This is a genomic window from Bacillus shivajii, from assembly GCF_020519665.1.
GTDB lineage: Bacteria > Bacillota > Bacilli > Bacillales > Salisediminibacteriaceae > Bacillus_CA > Bacillus_CA shivajii.
Genome location: NZ_CP084703.1, coordinates 3,011,788 through 3,028,114, shown reverse-complemented (window position 1 = coordinate 3,028,114; position 16,327 = coordinate 3,011,788). Strand labels below are relative to the sequence as shown.

15 protein-coding genes and 1 riboswitch are annotated in these 16,327 nt (G+C 38.4%); all 15 genes read left to right on the top strand.

All coding sequences use genetic code 11. The features are described from left to right. The first annotated feature begins 19 nt into the window (after positions 1–19). The gene (locus LGQ02_RS14760) at positions 20–1,687 is read left to right on the top strand and encodes a GspE/PulE family protein (protein WP_226515114.1); all 1,668 of its coding nucleotides are present in this window, start codon (positions 20–22) and stop codon (positions 1,685–1,687) included. Between the two features lie 20 nt (positions 1,688–1,707). Next, positions 1,708–2,739 (top strand): type IV pilus twitching motility protein PilT, encoded by a 1,032-nt coding sequence (locus LGQ02_RS14755; protein WP_226515113.1) that lies wholly within the window; start codon positions 1,708–1,710, stop codon positions 2,737–2,739. Positions 2,740–2,746: 7 nt separating this feature from the next. Continuing rightward, positions 2,747–3,952 carry a type II secretion system F family protein gene (locus tag LGQ02_RS14750; RefSeq protein WP_226515112.1) on the top strand — a complete coding sequence of 402 codons (1,206 nt, stop codon included), beginning with the start codon at positions 2,747–2,749 and terminating at the stop codon, positions 3,950–3,952. Positions 3,953–4,064: 112 nt separating this feature from the next. Beyond that, a riboswitch (cyclic di-GMP riboswitch) is annotated at positions 4,065–4,148 on the top strand. 167 nt (positions 4,149–4,315) lie between these two features. Beyond that, complete coding sequence (locus tag LGQ02_RS14745; protein ID WP_226515111.1) at positions 4,316–4,816, top strand: type II secretion system protein; 501 nt, start codon at positions 4,316–4,318, stop codon at positions 4,814–4,816. A 760-nt stretch (positions 4,817–5,576) separates the two neighbouring features. Further along, positions 5,577–6,323 carry a prepilin peptidase gene (locus LGQ02_RS14740; RefSeq protein ID WP_226515110.1) on the top strand — a complete coding sequence of 249 codons (747 nt, stop codon included), beginning with the start codon at positions 5,577–5,579 and terminating at the stop codon, positions 6,321–6,323. Between the two features lie 322 nt (positions 6,324–6,645). Next, positions 6,646–7,629, top strand: a complete 984-nt coding sequence (gene pilM, locus LGQ02_RS14735; protein ID WP_226515109.1) for a type IV pilus biogenesis protein PilM — start codon at positions 6,646–6,648, stop codon at positions 7,627–7,629. Then, entirely contained in the window at positions 7,629–8,237 is a 609-nt protein-coding gene (locus LGQ02_RS14730) for a hypothetical protein (RefSeq protein ID WP_226515108.1), read from the top strand. The genes pilM and LGQ02_RS14730 overlap by 1 nt, the downstream gene beginning before the upstream one ends. Then, on the top strand, positions 8,234–9,022 hold the full coding sequence (locus tag LGQ02_RS14725; RefSeq protein ID WP_226515107.1) for a hypothetical protein: 789 nt from the start codon (positions 8,234–8,236) through the stop codon (positions 9,020–9,022). The genes LGQ02_RS14730 and LGQ02_RS14725 overlap by 4 nt, the downstream gene beginning before the upstream one ends. A 96-nt stretch (positions 9,023–9,118) precedes the next feature. After that, positions 9,119–10,201 (top strand): hypothetical protein, encoded by a 1,083-nt coding sequence (locus LGQ02_RS14720; RefSeq protein WP_226515106.1) that lies wholly within the window; start codon positions 9,119–9,121, stop codon positions 10,199–10,201. 270 nt (positions 10,202–10,471) lie between these two features. Beyond that, positions 10,472–11,905, top strand: coding sequence for an aspartate ammonia-lyase (gene aspA, locus LGQ02_RS14715; protein WP_226515105.1), 1,434 nt, complete (start codon positions 10,472–10,474; stop codon positions 11,903–11,905). Positions 11,906–12,044: 139 nt separating this feature from the next. After that, positions 12,045–12,623: a Maf family protein gene (locus LGQ02_RS14710; RefSeq protein WP_226515104.1), complete on the top strand. Its 579-nt coding sequence runs from the start codon at positions 12,045–12,047 to the stop codon at positions 12,621–12,623. Positions 12,624–12,696: 73 nt separating this feature from the next. Then, positions 12,697–13,377, top strand: coding sequence for a RadC family protein (gene radC / locus LGQ02_RS14705; protein ID WP_226518332.1), 681 nt, complete (start codon positions 12,697–12,699; stop codon positions 13,375–13,377). A gap of 414 nt (positions 13,378–13,791) precedes the next feature. Further along, positions 13,792–14,832 (top strand): rod shape-determining protein, encoded by a 1,041-nt coding sequence (locus LGQ02_RS14700; RefSeq protein ID WP_226515103.1) that lies wholly within the window; start codon positions 13,792–13,794, stop codon positions 14,830–14,832. 14 nt (positions 14,833–14,846) lie between these two features. Then, entirely contained in the window at positions 14,847–15,731 is an 885-nt protein-coding gene (mreC, locus tag LGQ02_RS14695; protein WP_226515102.1) for a rod shape-determining protein MreC, read from the top strand. Beyond that, positions 15,728–16,243, top strand: coding sequence for a rod shape-determining protein MreD (gene mreD, locus LGQ02_RS14690; RefSeq protein WP_226515101.1), 516 nt, complete (start codon positions 15,728–15,730; stop codon positions 16,241–16,243). The genes mreC and mreD overlap by 4 nt, the downstream gene beginning before the upstream one ends. The last annotated feature ends 84 nt before the right edge of the window (positions 16,244–16,327 follow it).

Sequence of the window (16,327 nt, the reverse complement as noted above, 5' to 3'; positions counted from 1 at the left end):
AATAGAAAGGAGGAGGCCAATGGTACAAAACAGGAAACGGCTTGGCGACCTTCTCGTTGACTCAGGAATATTAACGAAAGAACAAGTTGAAGAGACGGTGAAAGGTAAGGAAAAAGGGCAAAAGTTAGGGGATGCTCTTTTAGAAAAAGGGTTGATAACGGAAAAGCAACTCATTGAAGTATTGGAATTTCAATTAGGGATTCCCCACGTTGCCTTGAATAAATACCCTGTTGATAGCCAAATTGTCTCCATCGTTCCAAAAGAATTTGCACGGCGGAACCTTGTCTTTCCGATTAAGCGTACGGGTAACAAACTGCAAGTAGCGATGGCCGATCCAATGGATTATGTTGCTGTTGACGATTTAAGGATGACGACAGGCTTTGAAATTGAAGTGGCAATTGCTACAAAAAAAGACATTCAGCAAGCGATTTATAAATATTACGAGTTAGAACCATCTATGAAGGAATTTTCGGTGGAAGAGCTCGAAGAAGATGCTATAAATGGCAGTGACTTGTTGGATGATTCAGAGGATGCGCCTGTTGTAAGAATGGTCAATCAGCTTTTCGTTTCAGGACTTCAGCAACAAGCAAGCGACATTCATATTGACCCCCAACAAAAAAAGATTTTAATTAGGTATCGTATTGATGGCGTATTAAAAACAGAACAAGCTCTTCCTAAACACTTTCAAAATGCCTTAACGGCAAGAATTAAAATTATGGCGAATTTAAATATTACAGAAACACGCATGCCTCAAGACGGTCGTGTGAAAGTATCTTTTGACGAGCGGGAAGTCGATTTAAGAATTTCGACGATGCCTACTGTGTTTGGAGAGAAAATTGTTGTTCGTGTCCTTGATTTAAGTAATACAATTACCGAAGTATCACAACTTGACTTTAATAAAGTGAGTCGTGAAAAGTTTAAACAACTATTAAATCGAAACTCAGGAATGGTTTTAATTACAGGTCCAACAGGATCAGGGAAAACGTCAACGTTATATGCAGCACTTAATTACTTAAACAACGAAGAAATAAATATTATTACGATTGAAGACCCTGTGGAATATCAAATTGAAGGAATTAACCAAGTTCAAGTCAACCCGAAAATTGGACTAACCTTTGCAGAAGGTCTTAGATCGATGTTAAGACAAGACCCAAATATCGTTATGGTTGGTGAGATTCGAGACAGAGATACTGCTGAAATTGCGGTAAGGGCTTCATTAACAGGTCACCTCGTTTTTAGTACGCTTCATACAAATAGTGCCATCGCAACGATTCCAAGACTCATTGAAATGGGGATCGAAGCATTCCTTGTTATGTCTTCTTTAAGTGGAATTGTGGCACAAAGGCTAGTACGTACGATTTGCCCCGAATGTAAAGAATCGTATGAACCGACGAAGGCAGAAATAGAAACCTTTACAAATAGAGGGATGGAATGCCGAGCGCTTTATCGTGGGCGTGGCTGTAATGAATGTAACAATACTGGTTACAAAGGAAGAATCGCGATTCAAGAAGTGTTAGTTATTGATGATGAGATCAGAAAGATGGTTTTAAACAAAGAGCCTATGTCGCAAATTAAACAGTATGCGTTAAGTCAAGATATGATTTTTCTCATCGACGATGGTTTGTTTAAAGCGAAACTAGGCCATACGACAATTGAAGAAGTATATCGAGTCGCAGCTGATGACTAACAAAGTGAAGGAGGGAGAACATGAAGGAAAGACTTGATGAGTTGTTAAGGACGGCTTATGAGATGGGGGCGTCAGATATCCATTTGACTGTAGGAATTGCTCCTGTTTTTCGAATTAATGGAGAGTTGAGAAAACAAGGGGATCAATTTTTAAAGCCTCAAGATACAGAAGAAATGGCAAGATCTATCGTTCCGGAAGCATTGTGGGCGAAGTTTGAGAAAAAAGGTGAACTGGACTTTTCCTATGGGATTCCACGTTTGTCAAGATTTCGAATTAACGCTTATTTTCAAAGGTCTTGTGTGAGTATTGCCATACGAGTCATTCCAACTTCTATTCCAAGCTTAGATGAATTAAATATGCCAGACTCATTAAAAGAGATTGCAGAAAAACCGCAAGGACTCGTTTTAGTCACTGGGCCAACGGGGTCTGGTAAATCGACGACGCTTGCAGCGATGATTGACTATATGAATAAAACGATGAATCGTCATATCATTACGTTAGAAGACCCCATTGAATACTTACATAAACATCAAGAATCGATCATAGATCAGCGTGAAATAGGCTTTGATACACAAAACTTTGCGAATGCACTGAGAGCCTCTCTAAGGCAGGATCCAGATGTCATTTTAGTCGGGGAAATGCGTGACTTAGAAACGATTAGTACGGCAATTACGGCAGCGGAAACAGGACACCTCGTATTAGGAACGTTACATACAACAGATGCTCCTTCTACAATTGATCGAATTATCGATGTGTTCCCAGGGGGGCAACAAGGACAAATTCGTATTCAAGTTGCAGCCGTATTAACCTCTGTCATTTCACAAAGATTGTTGAGAACGACAAATGGCACAGGGAGAATGGCAGCAACAGAAGTGTTAATTAATACACCCGCAGTAAGGAACTTAATTCGAAATGAAAAGATATATCAAATTCCTAGTGTAATGCAAACGAGTAAATCGCAAGGAATGCATACGATGAGCATGTCTATTCAAGAACTACTTGAGCAAGAAGTGATTTCAAAAGAAACTGCATCCTATTTTATAAGTGAGTGAAGTAACAATGCCAATGTATCAATACCGAGGTAGAAGCCGTGAAGGTAATGAGAAGACAGGGAAAATAAAAGCGAATACGGAAAGAGAAGCACGTGAAGCTTTAAAAAGAAAAGGCATTGCGATTTTTGAATTAAATCATTTAGATAGTCTACTCTATAAAGAGATTACGTTATTTCAGCGTATCAAATCTAAAGAACTTGTCGTCTTTTTACGCCAGTTCTCTACGTTATTAAAAGCAGGGATCTCTCTCGTAAATAGTATTCAATTGTTGGCGGAGCAATCGACAAATAAGTTGTTGAAGCAAACGTTATTAGAGGTCGAAGAAGAGATACGCGAAGGAGTTTCATTCTCTGAAGCAGCTGAAAAGCATCGAAAAGTGTTTCCACCGTTATTTACGAACATGGTCAAAGCTGGAGAAGCAGGCGGAAACATGGATGAAGTACTAGAAAGGTTAGCAGATTATTACGAAAAGCAACATCGAACGAAACAAAAAGTCATTTCTGCTATATCGTATCCGACAGTTGTTGGAATTGTTTCAATAGGGGTTGTCATTTTCCTTCTTTCTGTCGTTGTCCCAACATTTGCTGGAATGTTTACAAGCTTTGGCGCCGACCTTCCACCGTTAACGGCTTTTGTTTTATCAGCCGGAAACTTTATGCAACGGTTCTTCTGGCTCTTTTTCTTAATTAATGGCTTAGTTGCAGGAGGAATTTGGTATGCAAAACAAAATAAGAAATACAAGTATTATTTAGATTACGCACTCATAAAATTACCGATATTTGGACCTGTTTTGCAAAAAGCAGCCATTGCAAGAATGAGTAGAACTTGGAGTTCGTTATTTGAAACCTCCGTGCCTGTTTTACAAGCAACATCCATTGTTGAAAAAGTGGTAGGGAATGAAGTACTAGCAAAAGTAATCCGTGATGCAAGAAAATCGTTAGAAAGAGGAGAATCAATCGCCTCACCGATGGAAGAGCATTGGTTTTTCCCCCCTTTAGTCACACAAATGGTCGTAGTAGGTGAAAAAACCGGGTCATTAGATCAAATGCTAGGAAAGATTGCAGATTTTTACGAGGCGGAAGTAGATGAAGCGACAGAACGGTTAAAAACGATGCTTGAACCGATCTTAATCGTTGTACTTGCAGCAGTTGTCGGTGTTATCGTCGCTGCAATTGCGATTCCAATGTTTGAAATATTTGACACAATTGGCTAAGTTATACGAGAACTATTCCAAAATTACTAAAATTCTACAAATTTACCTCTAAATATTTATGGAAAGTAGTTCTTTTTATCGATGATATAAAGTATAATAGAATCATGAACGAAATGGAATAGGAAGCGAAGAAAGGTTAACTCTATTTGGGCACTTGGTTAACTTGGAGCGAGTAGTGCAACCGGCCAATCTAACGTATTGATTGGTCATTTTTACATCGTTCTACCATATTTTGGAGGTGGCTAGTAGTGGAATAGAAGTACAGTTTTATGTATTTATTTGCTGCTAAGTTTATCAGTCATAGTTAAAGGGAAAAAGTTCAGATGGAATTTATCTTTTTATATAATTAAGGAGGAATCTTAGGTGAAAAAAATAGAAAGAATGCGTAAAGCACTTAAAAATCAAAAAGGTTTAACTCTAGTTGAGTTATTAGCAGTTATCGTGATTTTAGGAATCATTTCAGCAATCGCTGTACCGTCAATCGGGGGAATTATTAATAATGCACAAAAAGATGCACATATTGCGAATGCAGAGCAGATGGCAAATGCCGCGAGGTTGATGGTGACAGGTGGAATAGTAGAAAATGAAGAAATTTCTCTTGATGACTTAGTTGGTGATGGTTATATTGAATCGTTCCCGGATAATCCTTCAGGTGATAGCGATTATAATGGTAACTTATCAAGAGTTTACTTTTCTCAAGATGAGGAGACAGGAAATTATCAGTATTATGTAAGATTAGTTATTGCTGACGGTGGTCCTGAAGATGTTTTTGTAGACGGAACTGACACCCATGGCCATGATAATGCTGTCAATATTTCTGAAATTAGAGAGCGTAAAAGAGACTTGATAAATAACGACTTGTAATTTTAACATTTAATCTTAAATCCCTTTCCTAATCAGAAAGGGATTTTTTTACATAATATTGACTTTGATAGGCTCTAAGTGTGAATGGAGTTTATTAATATCGCACATTTGATTCGGTACAACAAGATTATCTAAACTTCCACACGTTTCGGTTTATTCTGCATTAAAAACCTTCTATAATAGAGATACTAGACTTTATTTACCGAATTCAAGACCAAACTTACATATATAGAACATATTTAGTTCTTTTTTTAACTATAATAACCTATTTTTATTAATTGAATGAGCGAATGCCCGCGAGACTCCTGCGGAAGTACGAGCCAAACGAGACCCAAGAGGCTCATGTATATCATACTTGAAATACTGCAAAGAGCCGAGGAGGCTCGTGGATCGTCCGCGGCAAAGAAGACACCGTAAGCCCAATCGAAGTGAAGGGTGAACGGATGTCGCACTTGTGCCTAGAGGTGAAAATGAGCACATTAGCTGTCAAACTTAAGTACGAATTTTAATTTTTATTGTAGACTTATCATGTGAAGTGATTTCGCGCTATGAAGTATAAAAATAAGTATAGTTCCCTTGAGTGAGCGGGTGTCGCACTTGTACCTTGAGGTGAAAGCGAGTGGACAAAAGCGAATGGATCATTTTTAAACTTATTGTTAGGGTATCTTAATAATAAATATGAAGTTTTGATACTTAACAAAAAATAATTTCATTCATTGCAAACGAAATAGTCAGGTGGTGCTAAGCAGTGGAGGCAGTCATGTACATATATTTATTTGTTATTGGCATAATCTTAGGTTCATTTTATAATGTCATAGGCATACGCCTTCCAAACAAGGAGTCTGTCGTTCACCCTCGTTCACATTGTTCTGTTTGTAAACGAACGTTACGACCGTTAGAATTAATACCAGTTATTTCTTACATCTTTTTAAAGGGAAAGTGCCAGACGTGTCGTACAACGATTTCACCTATTTATCCAGGGATCGAGCTTTTAACCGGTTTTTTATTTTTATTATCTTATTACCACTTCGGTTTTAGCGTAGAGCTTATCGTATCGCTACTTTTTATTTCACTTTTAGTGATTGTTACAGTGAGCGACCTTACGTCTTATTTAATTTTAGATAAAGTACTTATTCTTTTTGCTGTTCCGATCTTACTATTACGCCTAACAGTAGCACCACTTGATCCATTTTGGTCCGCGCTACTTGGCGCTTTTATTGGTTTTAGTCTACTTCTCCTTATTGCGATCGTCTCTAAAGGTGGCATGGGTGGGGGAGATATTAAGCTTTATGCAGTGATTGGACTAGTTCTCGGAATCCAAAATACATTACTATCGCTGTTTTTTGCAGCGTTCACCGGTGCGATAGTTGGATTGATAGGAATGCTAGTGAAAAATTGGGGGAGAAAAACGGCCCTTCCATTTGGACCGTACATTGCAATAGGGAGTCTCGTTGCATATTTTTACGGAGATTATTTGTGGCAAACATACCTTCAACTATTTTATTAAATGAATCAATTTCATACTTCTGAGCTCATGGTCTCAGCAGTTCTAAGAAATGTAAAAAGCTTACTCCTATATGTTGAATATAGATTGTTATGGGTAAACCAATTCCAAGGGGGAGCAGTAGAAATACACGTAGACTCCAACGGGAACAGTGCGAGCTGAAGATCCACTTTGGAATGAAATGAGTTTTCTTTCCAAAGTTAGCTGAAGCCGTGCCCTGGGGTGAAAGCGAAGTGTATTTCAACTGCGGATTTATGAAATTGATTCAAATGATTAACAGAAATAAATATACTTAAAAACCTTTATATAAAGGCAGGTTTTGTCCATGTTTCAGCGGAAAAAACAAATACGAAATTGTTTAATGATACAAGATCATGTCATCCGGTGTGTGCGCGCAAAAAGGCCACAATTAGATGCGATCACTGAGTTTTATGAGCGGTATTTACCACCCGGGATCATTGAAAATGGCAATATTAAAGAATTAGAAACGTTTATGACGATATTAGAAGAATGTGTGGATGATTGGAAGCTGAAACGTCAGAATGTATTTTTTACAATCCCAGATTCAGCTGTTGTACTAAGGCGCCACCAAATTCCTGATACGGTAAAAGAAGATGAGTTAAAAGGTCACCTTTATTTTGAATTAGGAGAAAAACTACACTTGCCTTTTGAAAATCCGTTAATGGATTTATATGATCTTGGTGTCCAAGGGAAAATGAGAGAGGTTCTCATATTTGCTTCACCTGAGGAGACAGTTCTGCAATTTTCCCAGCTGCTTGAAGAAGTAAAGCTGAAACCTTTAGTTGCAGACTTAGCACCGTTATCGTATTTTCGTCTTTATTTTGAAGAAGACTTAGTAGAAAGAGATGAACATATGATGCTCATTCAATGTTACCCGACTCAAGTCAATGTCACGATTTTTCACGAAGATGCTCCACTAATTATGCGTAGCTTGACTTGGGAGCATGTGAATGATTCGTGGCAACTTTCCGAAGAGGAAGGTAAAACCTCTTATATATGGGATGGAGACGAAGATGAAGTGTTTGTAGCTTGGCAAAACATGATGAATGATATTGAGAAGCTAGCGAACTTTTATCGTTTTTCCTATCAAAAGGGTGAAGTGGGTGTAAATAAAGTCACTTTAACTGGCGATCATCCGTTTCTCTCTACGTTTGAACAAGAAATGGAAGAGCGTTTAGACCTACCAGTGAAAGTGATTGAAAATCCACAATGGGTGACTACAGAGCAAGAACAAATTCCGCTTCGTTTTTATGAAGGGGCGGGACTTGTGTTGAAAAAAGAGGTGTAATGATGCCAGTTGAAATAAATTTACTACCGAAAAAAAAGAAAAAAGACCGAACGATCATTAGTTTTATTAGTTTAATAAGTGTGTTAAGTCTTTTATCTGTCCTGCTCATTACTTTTTATGCCCAGCAAGTTGAATCTGAAACCGAAGAATTGGTGACGGAATATGAAGAACTTCGGTTAAAGTCAGCGGAACTTCAAGGGCAAATTCAACGTATGGATGATTCAGATGAAGCCAAGCTAAATAGTATGATCAAAAAATTAGAAGACAAGATTATACCAGCCTCTAGTATTTTACATGAAGTTGTTTCACTCATGCCTGACGAAGGATATATGATTACGTATGACTACCTTTATCCGTTTGAATTAGTGATAGAAATGGGCTTTCTAGAAGTGCGAGATGTTTCGTACTATTATCATGAACTGATCAATTCACCGATTGTGAGCGATGTTAAGGTTGAGTCGATGTTTGGTGAAGAAATGGGAGAGGAAGAGGATGATATTTTTACGGAAGAATACCTACCTCATTATAAAACACACCTTGTAATTACGTTAAATCCAGAAGCAGTCAGAGCTCACGGTAAAGAGAGTGAGGAGGATGAGGAGCAATGATGACGAACCAAAGAAAAATCCTTTATGGGAGTATTGGAGCAGTATTTCTCCTCCTACTCGTTGCTTTTACATACTTTTTGTACTTATCACCGAAAATAGATGAACGAAATCGAGCGATCTCGAATGTATCACAAGAGCAAGAGCTTGTGTCGCAGTTAGAAGAAACACAAAGAGAAGAAGCGAGAGAACGACAACGTCAGACAGGTCAATCGACAGATTTACAAAGAAGGCTCCCGGTTGTTCCGCTTACTGATCAGTTTTTACTTGATTTAAACCGTGCTGAAGAACTAGCGAATGTACGTATGATGGAGCTTGTACTTACGAATGACCAGCCAGTCCATGAAGTAATCGTAATGAGTTCACCAGAGCGTATCGGTGACCCCGATGGTGAAGAGGAAGAAACGAGAGAGGCAAGAGGGTTAACGGCACAATTGGAATCGTATTTAGAGCCTGAAACGGAAGGTGAAGGCGTAGCTTGGATCGGAGATGTGATCGACGGATTGTACAAACAGCAAGCAAACATCATTGTAAAAGTGGATACGTATGACCACCTCATTCGCTTTTTAGATGAGTTAGATTCACTTGTCAGGTTGCTCAATATTGAGGAAGTGCACTTTAGTAGAGAAGATATGAGTGATGATATGATCGTTGATGGTGAAGACGCATTATTCTATCAAGTCATTGCATCGTCCTACTATTATCCACCATTAACAGATCTCGAACATGAGGCACCAAGAGTCGACTATCCACCAATGGAGGGCCGTGACCAACCTTTTACTGATTAATTAGTAAAGATTCTCTTAAAAAATCCGTTCTATCATTCTTAACTTGTTAATAGAATAGTATCAACAAGAAAGATGAAAGGAAGGGGTCAGATCGAAGTGGATAAACAAAATAACGTATCGATCCGTCTCAACGGAGAAGAGAAGACGTTTACTGATCAAGCAAATGATGAAGTAGCGGCAACGAGTGAAGATTTCCAAGATTGGAATGAATTACAACCTTCTGAGCTGATGAATGAAAATAAAATTGTCGATTTAGGAAAAAAACGCAAGCGTAAAGGTCAGCTTTCCCTGCCTTTTTGGGATGACGGAAAGCGCGATCGTGGTCCGAAGCTACCACCGAAAAATAGAAAAAAACAAACAAAATTTGCCCGTATCAACCTTTCCTTTTTTACAAATACAGTGGTAATATCAGTAATTTCTGCAATTATTGTTGGCGGGGCATTTGGAATGATGTTACTTTCTCTTTTTACAGGTGAAAGTTCATCACCTTCTGTTTCTGAAGGTGAACAATCCTTAAATGGAAGTGCAGTAGAAGAACCACAAACGAGTGTCCCGTCTTTTGTTGCTGAAAATGGAGTTCCGGCTGTTGACATACACCTTGTACAAGCAGGAGCTTTTTCCACTTCTGAAAAGGGAAATGAAATGAGAGAAACACTTCAAAGTGATGGGGTTCCTAGTGTTTTAACTGAAAACCACGATCCACACTTTTTATTTATCGGAGTTGGAAAGAATCGAGAAGCAGCAACAGCTCTCTCTGAATTCTATGGGGAAGCAGGAGTTGAAACTTACGTGAAACCATATGCAGTAGTTGCGACTGGTCTTGATCTTTCAAATGAATGGACAAGTTTTATGACATTAGGGGTCGAATCGATTTCTCAAGTAACAGATCTTTCAGTAAGGGCATTTACAGGTGAAGCCATTCCAGAAGGTGAACGGAATGAAATGATTGAAGTAAGTCAAGCTTGGCAAGAATCGATCAATGCAATAGACGAACAATCTGTGCACTATGAATTAGCCCGAACGTGGTTTGATGAAAGTGCACCAGCATTTCAACAATTCACAGGTGAGAGTCTAACAAGAGAAAACGCCATAACTGCTCAACAAGTTGTATTACAATCAGTTCTTTATTACGAAAACTTAATTAATGCTTTACATTCAGCAGAAGAAGCCAGTGAATAATCGCGGGCTTCTTTTTTATAAAAAAAATATGAAAATTTTCCTAATATAGTTTGACGAATTTGATAAGGTTTTCTAATATTAATCTTGGTGGGTGCTCGTACGAAGAATATCATCTAAAAGTTAATCTTTTTCGTGTACCGAATGGGTAGAAAATTAACCAATCGGGCATACTTCGTGCAGAAGAAGTGTCAATGCTTTGGACAAGAGTTCCTTTAGTATGATAAATGAAAGTAAAAATGTTTTGTACATAGTGGAGAAGGAGTGATAAATATGTCTGGTGAACAAAAGGTTAGAATTGAAAAAGACTTAATGGGGGAGAAAGAGATTCCAGCAAGCGCTTATTATGGTATTCAGACAGTCAGAGCGAAGGAGAATTTTCCGATTACTGGTTATCCACCTCATAAGGAATTAATTCGTGCGTTTGGTTATGTGAAAAAAGCTTCCGCAAAAGCGAATGCAGAAGTAGGAGTTTTAAATAAAAGAATCGCAGAAGCGATCATGGAAGCGTCTGATGATGTCATTAGCGGTAAATTGAATGAGCACTTCATCGTTGATAGTATTCAAGGTGGAGCGGGAACGTCCTTTAATATGAATGCGAATGAAGTCATAGCAAACCGTGCAATCGAGCTATTAGGTGGCAAAAAAGGCGATTATATGATGGTGAGTCCAAATACACATGTGAACATGGCTCAATCAACGAATGATGCATTCCCAACTGCAATACATATAGCATGTTTACATTTATCAGATGGACTCATTAAATCATTAAATGAACTTGTAGAAACAATGAGAAAAAAAGAGCGTGAGTTTGATGATGTCATTAAAATGGGAAGAACCCATTTACAAGATGCTGTTCCAATTCGTCTTGGGCAAGAATTTGGTGCATATCGCCGTATGCTTTCACGTGATTTATCAAGAGTTCAACGCTCAGTAGACCAATTGTACGAAGTAAATATGGGTGCTACAGCTGTTGGAACCGGCTTAAATGCGATGCCTGAATACATTGAGCGTGTGACAGAATATTTAAGTGAAGTTACAGGTATGCCGTTCCATGGGGCAGAAGACCTTGTTGACGCAACACAAAACACAGATGCTTATACGCAGCTTTCAAGTGCGATGAAAATTTTAGCGATCAACTTATCGAAAATTGCGAATGACTTGCGACTAATGAGCTCAGGACCAAGAACAGGCTTAAATGAAATTAATTTACCGCCTAGACAAGCAGGGTCATCGATCATGCCAGGGAAAGTGAATCCTGTGATGTGTGAAGTAATAAATCAAATCTCATTCCAAGTAATTGGAAACGATCATACCATTTCTTTAGCATCAGAAGCTGGGCAGCTTGAGCTTAACGTAATGGAACCCGTGCTTGTTTTTAACTTACTCCAATCATTTACGGTTTTACAAAATGGCATCCAAGTATTCCGTGAGTACGCAGTAGATGGCATTACTGCAAATATTGAACGCTCTAAACAGCTTGTTGAACAAAGTGTCGGTATTATAACGGCAATTAACCCGCATGTCGGCTATGAAAAAGCAGCACAAATTGCAAAAGAAGCGATTCTATCTAATCGTCCAGTAAGAGAAATTTGTGAAGAGCGTGGTTTATTAACGAGTGAAGAGTTAGAACAAATTTTAGATCCGAAAGAAATGACGAACCCAGGTATCGCAGCTCAGGAACTGATCTTTGGAGAAAATAAATAGTTGTTCGGAATAAGACATGTATGTCTTTGAAATGATTAACATAAAATAACAAAAATTAGGTGAAAAACATTGTCTAAAGGAAGAGGGTTTGCTATTATAATAACAACTCCTCTTCTTTCATTTATTGGAGGAGGTCCGCATGAAACCTTTCATTTTAGCCTCGCAATCACCGCGAAGAAAGCAACTATTAGAACAAGTTCAACTACCATTTAAAGTCGTAAAAAGTGAAATTGAAGAAAAGGTTGACCCAGCACTTTCACCAGATGAACTAGTGGCTTCTTTAGCATGGCAAAAAGCAACAGATGTTTTTTCACGTGATGAAAATCAAGTTGTGCTAGGTGCAGACACGATCGTTTCTATTGGTGGGAAAGTGTTAGGAAAACCGAAGAACGAGCTAGAAGCAAAAGAGATGCTTAAGCATTTATCAGGCCAAAAACATCAAGTATATACAGGTGTGGCAATTAGAAGTCAAGAGCATAACTTCACTTTCTTCGAAAAAGCTGATGTTCAATTTTATGAGCTTGATGAAAGCGAGATAGAATCGTACATTGCAAGTGGAGAACCATTTGATAAAGCTGGCTCCTATGGCATTCAAGGACTAGGTGCTACGCTCGTTGAAAAGATAGAAGGGGATTATTTTACAATTGTTGGTCTTCCGGTTGCGAGGCTCGTTCGTGCGTTAAAAGAAAAACAAATGATAAATACCCGTAACCCTTAAGTCAGACTATCCACCTTCGATTTACATCCAGTGCTTAGGGCACGGTGTAGCGAAAGGAGTATGGATTGTGACGATGACAATGATGATACGGGATGTCCCAAAAAGCGAGCGTCCTAGGGAACGCTTACTTCGTGAAGGTGCACATGCTCTCTCAAATCAAGAGTTGATCGCGTTGTTATTAGGTTCTGGTACAAAGAATGAATCAGTCATTCAACTTTCAGCACGTGTTTTACAACATTTTGATGGACTTCGCCTTCTAAAGGAAGCATCGGTGAAAGAGCTTCAAGATATTAAAGGAATTGGTGAAGCAAAGGCTGTCTTATTAAAAGCTGCATTAGAATTAGGGAAACGAATTCGGCAGCTTCCTCCAGAAGACCGTTATGTGATTAAATCACCCGAAGATGTTGCTGAATTTATGATGGAAGAGATGAGGCACTTAACGCAAGAGCATTTTGTTGCATTGTATTTGAACACAAAGAACCAAGTTATTCATAAGCAAACGATTTTTATCGGCAGTTTAAATGCATCCATCGTTCATCCGCGTGAAGTCTTTAAAGAGGCTTTTCGCTATTCTGCAGCCTCGATTGTTTGTCTTCATAATCATCCGAGTGGCGAACCATCACCTAGTCATGAAGATATTGAAGTGACGAAAAGGCTGACAGAATGTGGGCGGTTAATTGGAATTGATCTCTTAGATCACGTCATCATTGGAGATAAAAAATATTGTTCTTTAAAAGAAAAAGGGTATGTGTAATCTTAATGGGGGCTGTTTCAAGAAGAGGCAGCCCTGAATTATTTCCTAAATAAAACATGCAAATGGTTGTTATGACCGTACTCATGTACATTCGTAATATCAATATGTTAGGATGAAGTAGGTTAATAATGACATGATGAATATGAGGTTCATTCTTTTTACATATTATATAAATCGTTGTATGAATGAAGTGAAGTTGACGTTTTAAAATATATTTTAAGTTTAATGGGTAACTATAATAAAGTTTTCCCGTATAAACTTATAGCCTTGCTGTTTTCTAATAAAAATGCTACTCAATTGTATTGATATTGAGTATAATTAAAGGTATGGTTTTTCCATGCTAAATTGTAAAATACTAAAATGAATGTTAAAGCCTTATGATTAAGTTTTCAATAATGAAGGGAGATTACATAGATGTTTGGTGGATTTTCAAGAGATCTTGGGATTGATCTAGGTACAGCAAATACATTGGTATATGTGAAAGGAAAAGGGGTAATTTTACGTGAACCGTCTGTTGTTGCAATTCGTAATGATGCAGGGACGATTGAAGCAGTCGGAAACGATGCGAAAAATATGATCGGTCGAACTCCTGGTAATATCGTTGCGATTCGTCCGATGAAAGATGGCGTCATCGCTGACTTTGATACAACAGCAACGATGATGAAACATTTTATAAAGCAGGCGTTACGTACACGTGGAATTTTTACAAGAAAGCCGAATGTCATGGTCTGTGTACCTTCAGGAATTACTGCGGTTGAAAAAAGAGCAGTAGAAGACGCCACAAAACAAGCAGGTGCGCGCGAAGCATATACTATTGAAGAACCATTTGCAGCTGCAATTGGTGCTGATTTACCTGTCTGGGAGCCAACAGGAAGCATGATCGTTGATATTGGTGGAGGAACGACAGAAGTTGCAATTATCTCCCTAGGAGGAATTGTAACGAGTAGATCCATCCGTGTAGCTGGTGATGAAATGGACGATGCGATCGTTCAATACGTCAAAAAAACATACAACTTAATGATCGGAGAACGTACAGCAGAAGCGATTAAATTTGAAATTGGATCTGCAAGTACTCCAGACCAGATAGATGATATGGAAATTCGCGGACGAGATCTTGTTTCTGGTTTACCAAAAACAATCTCAGTTTCTGCAGATGAAGTATCTAGCGCGTTAGAAGATACAGTTACTTCAATTGTTCAAGCTGTAAAAGATACACTGGAGCAGTCTCCTCCTGAATTAGCAGCCGATATTATGGATCGTGGAATTGTGTTAACTGGTGGTGGAGCGTTATTACGTAACTTAGACCGCGTATTAAGTGATGAAACGAATATGCCTGTCCTCGTTTCTGAAAATCCACTCGACTGTGTAGCTATCGGTACTGGTCGTGCGCTTGAGAACCTTCATTTATTCAAATCAAAGGCTGGAATTACTGTCCGATCAAATAGAAAAGGGTAAGTAGGTGTCATTTTATGCCTTCATTTTTTTCAAATAGGCGCCTGATCGTCTTGCTAGTATGCATCATTATATTAGTAGGACTGATCGGTTTCTCAATGCGTGAACAGCGCGCGATGTCATGGCCAGAGCAATTCGTTTCGGATAGTGTAGGATGGGCGCAGTCTGCCTTCGCAAGGCCTGCACATTTAATCTCTAACTTGTTTGAGAGTGTAAATGATATGAGAAACACTTATAAAGAAAACCAAATCTTAAAATCTCATTTAGATGGATATGCAGCATTACAAGTTGAAGTAAATGAACTTCGTCGTCATAATGAGGAACTAAAAGATGCTTTAGATCTAGAGGGGAATTTGTTTGATTACACGGTCCGTTCTGCTCTTGTTATTCATCGCTCTCCTGATCGATGGAACGAGTTTATAGGGATAAATAAAGGATCTCAGGATGGTATTCAAGTAAATATGGCGGTTATAACGTCAAAAGGATTGATAGGAAAAGTCGATCAAGTCTCTCAGTTTACATCAACGATTCAACTGTTAAGTGACCAAGACCGAACAAATCGAATTTCAGCACAAATATCGACTGAATCAAATACAGTACATGGTTTTATTGAAGGGATTCAAGAAGAGACAGGCTATCTTCGTTTTTCTATGATCGATATTGATGCTGAAATTGAAGAAGGAGATAAAGTCGCAACATCTGGATTAGGTGGTGTGTTTCCAGAAGGTTTATCAATCGGTGAAGTTGCGTCTTTTGAAACAGATGAGTTTGGGTTAACACAAACCGCTTATGTGAAGCCGACAGCAAACTTCCAACAGTTAGACTATGTAATGGTGATTGAACGTGGGGCAGCGTCAGTTGAGAATGATATTAATCCAGAAATTGAAGGCGATGGATCATGATTCGATATACATTATTCATAACGCTGTTTTTCCTTTTTATTTTAGAAGGAACCGTTTATCAAATTTTTGCACCTGACCAATTTGGTTTTGAATATACAATCGTACCTCGATGGGTTTTCATGTTAATCATTTTCGCTGGAATTTTTAGAGGGCGGCTGGTAGGAACGTTTTACGGAATAATCTTTGGGTTTCTGTATGATGTGATTTTTTCATCGGTACTCGGTGTGAATACTTTTGCAATGGGCTTCATTGCGTACTTGTTTTCCATATCGATTCCCTTTTTTCAAAAGAACTTACCAATTATCGTAGTAACGACGATGTTGGCTGTTACGTTATTAGAGTATTTCGTTTACGGATTAATGCTTTTACTTGGTATTACGGAGATGTTACATCATCATTTTATGTATGAACGATTTATTCCTACGATGATTATGAATTTCGTCGTAATAAGTATTGCGGCATATCCTTTACGTAAAGGATTTTACTATTTAAATCACCGTTTAGAAGAATAAAAGAGGTAAAAATAAACAGTAACCTCTTTTAAAAGAGGGATATTGCTTCCGAATGTTGAATGTACCATTTAGACAGAAGTGAGG

Excerpts from the sequence above, each read along its gene's own strand:
- LGQ02_RS14710 (WP_226515104.1), top strand. The coding sequence starts at position 12,045 with ATGAAACCTTTCATTTTAGCCTCGCAATCACCGCGAAGAAAGCAACTA.
- aspA (WP_226515105.1), top strand. The coding sequence starts at position 10,472 with ATGTCTGGTGAACAAAAGGTTAGAATTGAAAAAGACTTAATGGGGGAG.
- LGQ02_RS14755 (WP_226515113.1), top strand. The coding sequence starts at position 1,708 with ATGAAGGAAAGACTTGATGAGTTGTTAAGGACGGCTTATGAGATGGGG.
- mreD (WP_226515101.1), top strand. The coding sequence starts at position 15,728 with ATGATTCGATATACATTATTCATAACGCTGTTTTTCCTTTTTATTTTA.
- LGQ02_RS14730 (WP_226515108.1), top strand. The coding sequence starts at position 7,629 with ATGATGCCAGTTGAAATAAATTTACTACCGAAAAAAAAGAAAAAAGAC.
- LGQ02_RS14740 (WP_226515110.1), top strand. The coding sequence starts at position 5,577 with ATGTACATATATTTATTTGTTATTGGCATAATCTTAGGTTCATTTTAT.
- mreC (WP_226515102.1), top strand. The coding sequence starts at position 14,847 with ATGCCTTCATTTTTTTCAAATAGGCGCCTGATCGTCTTGCTAGTATGC.
- radC (WP_226518332.1), top strand. The coding sequence starts at position 12,697 with ATGACAATGATGATACGGGATGTCCCAAAAAGCGAGCGTCCTAGGGAA.
- LGQ02_RS14750 (WP_226515112.1), top strand. The coding sequence starts at position 2,747 with ATGCCAATGTATCAATACCGAGGTAGAAGCCGTGAAGGTAATGAGAAG.
- pilM (WP_226515109.1), top strand. The coding sequence starts at position 6,646 with ATGTTTCAGCGGAAAAAACAAATACGAAATTGTTTAATGATACAAGAT.
- LGQ02_RS14725 (WP_226515107.1), top strand. The coding sequence starts at position 8,234 with ATGATGACGAACCAAAGAAAAATCCTTTATGGGAGTATTGGAGCAGTA.
- LGQ02_RS14700 (WP_226515103.1), top strand. The coding sequence starts at position 13,792 with ATGTTTGGTGGATTTTCAAGAGATCTTGGGATTGATCTAGGTACAGCA.
- LGQ02_RS14760 (WP_226515114.1), top strand. The coding sequence starts at position 20 with ATGGTACAAAACAGGAAACGGCTTGGCGACCTTCTCGTTGACTCAGGA.